Origin of the sequence: Halobacillus sp. BBL2006, from assembly GCF_000786645.1 — a bacterium.
In the GTDB taxonomy this organism is placed as follows: Bacteria; Bacillota; Bacilli; order Bacillales; family Halobacillaceae; genus Halobacillus.
This window is the reverse complement of sequence record NZ_JRNX01000828.1, coordinates 1-3,148: the sequence shown is the minus strand read 5'-3', so window position 1 is coordinate 3,148 and position 3,148 is coordinate 1. Positions and strand designations below refer to the sequence as shown.

General features: G+C 42.6%; 5 protein-coding genes. All 5 read right to left on the bottom strand.

Annotated features, from left to right (window positions below):
• Positions 1-341: 341 nt before the first annotated feature.
• The gene (locus LD39_RS20175) at positions 342-605 is read right to left on the bottom strand and encodes a pro-sigmaK processing inhibitor BofA family protein (protein WP_035552780.1); all 264 of its coding nucleotides are present in this window, start codon (positions 603-605) and stop codon (positions 342-344) included.
• A gap of 71 nt (positions 606-676) precedes the next feature.
• Entirely contained in the window at positions 677-892 is a 216-nt protein-coding gene (locus LD39_RS20170; RefSeq protein WP_035552777.1) for a YaaL family protein, read from the bottom strand.
• A 13-nt stretch (positions 893-905) separates the two neighbouring features.
• Positions 906-1,502 (bottom strand): recombination mediator RecR, encoded by a 597-nt coding sequence (gene recR / locus LD39_RS20165; RefSeq protein ID WP_035552774.1) that lies wholly within the window; start codon positions 1,500-1,502, stop codon positions 906-908.
• An 11-nt stretch (positions 1,503-1,513) separates the two neighbouring features.
• Positions 1,514-1,831 carry a YbaB/EbfC family nucleoid-associated protein gene (locus LD39_RS20160; protein ID WP_035552771.1) on the bottom strand — a complete coding sequence of 106 codons (318 nt, stop codon included), beginning with the start codon at positions 1,829-1,831 and terminating at the stop codon, positions 1,514-1,516.
• A gap of 27 nt (positions 1,832-1,858) precedes the next feature.
• A partial coding sequence (locus tag LD39_RS20155; RefSeq protein ID WP_035552767.1) for a hypothetical protein occupies positions 1,859-3,148 on the bottom strand: 1,290 nt, incomplete at its 5' end.

The following is a 3,148-nucleotide window of genomic DNA, read 5'->3' as shown; positions in this document are numbered from 1 at the left end:
AAACAGCGACTTGATTAGTATATCATGGTTAGTTGTTTGAAGTCAACAACTTTTTTCATGATTTTCTTGTGAGCCGTTTCCGGCTTTTCGCTTCTCTCTTAAAACGACGCTTACTAATATACCATGTGATGTCGTTATGTGTCAATAACTTTTTAACATGAATTTTTGTAAGCTGTTTTTTTACTTCGCCACTCTGTTGAAGCGACAAGTAATAATATAGCATGCTATAAAAAACAGCGCAACCCTTTTTTACTATTTTTTTAGAATTCCTTTAAATAGATTGCTGGATTACAAGTGACCCAGTCCATAAAAAAAGATAAGGACCTTGATCCTCATCTTTTCTAAAGTACCCATAAATGTATTGCGGCCAGCGACAAAACCCCCGGCACCCCCAACAGACCGGACACAACAGCTGTAAAACCGTTGATAGGAACATGTAATCCAAATTGGGCACCAAAAAGGTTTAAGAAAAAAAGAAGAATGACAGCTACGATCAATCTGGTCAGTGCTTGTCCTACCCATTTAATAGGAGCCGCTGGTAAACCAATAATTAATAAAAAGGGGATGGCAAGTCCCAACAATAATATTACTAGCACCGGATCCATAAAAAACCCCCTGTCCATTAATACTGTTTCTAAATCAGTATATGTACAGGGGCAGGGAGATAGTACAGGGTTTATGACAAAGCATTGATTCCACGAAACCTTGCTTCTCTTAATAGATAGAAGTATTTCGCTTTGACGAGCGCTAACTGAGTCAGTCCATCATCACTCGGCTCAATACTTTGTTCAATGATCGCGTTCAATGTTTCCCACTCATGTTTAAGCTTTTTAATATTAAAAAGGAGCTGCTGGTCGAATTCTTTCGTCATCTTTTTATTCCTACCGAACATTCCAACCACCCTTTTAGAGTTCTCTTCTTCCTTCAAGAGCTTTGGATAACGTCACTTCATCGGCATATTCCAAATCTCCTCCTACAGGGAGACCGTGAGCGATGCGTGTCATACGTATCCCGGACGGCTTCACTAATCGGGAGATATACATGGCCGTTGCCTCTCCTTCAATGTTCGGATTAGTGGCCAGGATCAGCTCTTCGACCCCTTCATCTTTCAGTCGGTTAATTAAGCTTGCGACATTAATGTCTTCAGGGCCAATGCCATCCATTGGAGAAATAGCTCCGTGCAGGACGTGATATTTCCCACTGAACTCTTTCATTTTTTCCATAGCAATGACATCTTTCGGGTCTTGAACCACACATATTAATGTCTGATCCCGTGACTCGTCCTGACAAATCGAACAAGGATCTTGGTCTGTGATATGACCGCATATCGTGCAATGAGTCAGTTCTCTTTTAGCATTAACCAAAGATTTAGCAAAATCGAGTACATCGTCTTCTTCCATCTCTAACACGAAAAAAGCCAGGCGGACAGCCGTCTTAGGGCCGATCCCTGGCAGCTTCGTGAAACTGTCGATCAGTTTAGATATTGGTTCCGGGTAATACATGAAAATTCCTCCTAGAACATTCCTCCAGGCATACCTTTCGTGAACTGTCCCATAGTATCATTCGTTTTATCGTCGACTTGCTTCAATACATCATTTGTTGCTGTGATGATAAGATCCTGAAGCATTTCTACGTCCTCTGGATCCACAACTTCTTCATCAATTTCGATATCCGTGATTTCTTTCTTCCCGTTAGCAATGACTTTTACCATTCCGCCACCAGCAGAAGATTCAAAAGTCATTTCGTAAAGCTCTTCTTGAGCTTTCATCATTTTCTTCTGCATTTTCTGCATTTGTTTCATCATATTGTTCATATTTCCACCACCACGCATGGCAATTCCTCCTTTAAGTTTCTTTCATTAATCTTGGATTTCTATTAACTCATCTCCCACGAGTTTACGTGCTTCAGATACCAGTGGATCCTCTTCGCTTCCTTCAGAAGAAGGCGGCTCCTCTGTATCTTCCTCCCCATCGTCATCAGGGGAATTCTTCTGCTTACGCACATATTCTTCTCTTAATTCCTGCCAGTTCTGTTCAGGAATAGGAATGATCGTTAATGGTTTTCCAATGAATTCTGTCAATAAAGGCTCAATCGTTCTTTGATGTTCCAAAGCTAAAGAACAATGGATATCATAACGAAAGGCTAACACTAACGCCTTAGACGAAGCTGCTCTCGGCTTACTGTTCAGTAAAGTCGCGTGAGCAGGAGCGTTGTTTTGCTTCAATGCATCCATGAAATCAGCCCATCGGCTTTGGACCTTTTTGATTTCTTCCTTAGACGCCTCGTTCAGCACCTGACGAATCCGTTCATATGGAACATTATAGCCTTTTCTTCCGGATTTTGCAGGTGTCCGCTTCGGCTTCGATGGTGCAGGGGCTTGTGGTGCTCCTCCGTTTTGCTTGAGGTTCATCAATTCTTTCTCAAGCTCGTTGATTTTTTTAGATAACTGATTAAGGGCTTCCGCTTCGGCTGGTTGAGATACAGAAGAGGAAGAAGGGACTTCCACCATATTCAAAAGCGCAATTTCGATGAACACTTTCGGACTTGTCGTCCACTTCATCTCTTGCTGGCATTGATTCAATTCTCGAATCGCTTGTTGGATCCAGCTGGCGGATAATTGTTCTGCCAGACCTCGGAAAGTTTCATCCGGGATCGCACGTTCTAAATGATGCTCGAGAGCAGGTGCACTCTGAAACAACAATACATCGCGAAGGTAATAAATCAAATCAAAGACAAAACGTCCGGGGTCTTTCCCTTGCTGAATTAATTCATCAACTGCCTGAAGGGCTGCCTTCACCTCTTGCTCGTGCAAAGCACTCACCACTTCAGCCAATTTCCCCTGAGAAACGGATCCTGTAACAGCCAGTACATCATCGACCGTTACTTCATCTTCACTATAAGAGATGGCCTGATCAAGCAGGCTCAAAGCATCTCTCATCCCGCCTTCAGCTGTCAGTGCGACAATTTCTAGAGCTTCACGGGCAATGCTGATTTCCTCTGCTGAAGTTATTGCCTCCATACGATCAACCATGGCTTTCTGAGAAATCCGTTTAAAATCAAAGCGTTGACACCTTGAAATGATCGTTAATGGAATTTTATGAGGCTCTGTCGTAGCTAGAATAAAAATAACATGGCGGGGCGGCTCTTC

What these genes read in the sequence shown, in the direction of transcription:
- LD39_RS20175 (WP_035552780.1), bottom strand. Translation starts at nt 605, where the DNA reads ATGGATCCGGTGCTAGTAATATTATTGTTGGGACTTGCCATCCCCTTT.
- LD39_RS20170 (WP_035552777.1), bottom strand. Translation starts at nt 892, where the DNA reads ATGTTCGGTAGGAATAAAAAGATGACGAAAGAATTCGACCAGCAGCTC.
- recR (WP_035552774.1), bottom strand. Translation starts at nt 1,502, where the DNA reads ATGTATTACCCGGAACCAATATCTAAACTGATCGACAGTTTCACGAAG.
- LD39_RS20160 (WP_035552771.1), bottom strand. Translation starts at nt 1,831, where the DNA reads ATGCGTGGTGGTGGAAATATGAACAATATGATGAAACAAATGCAGAAA.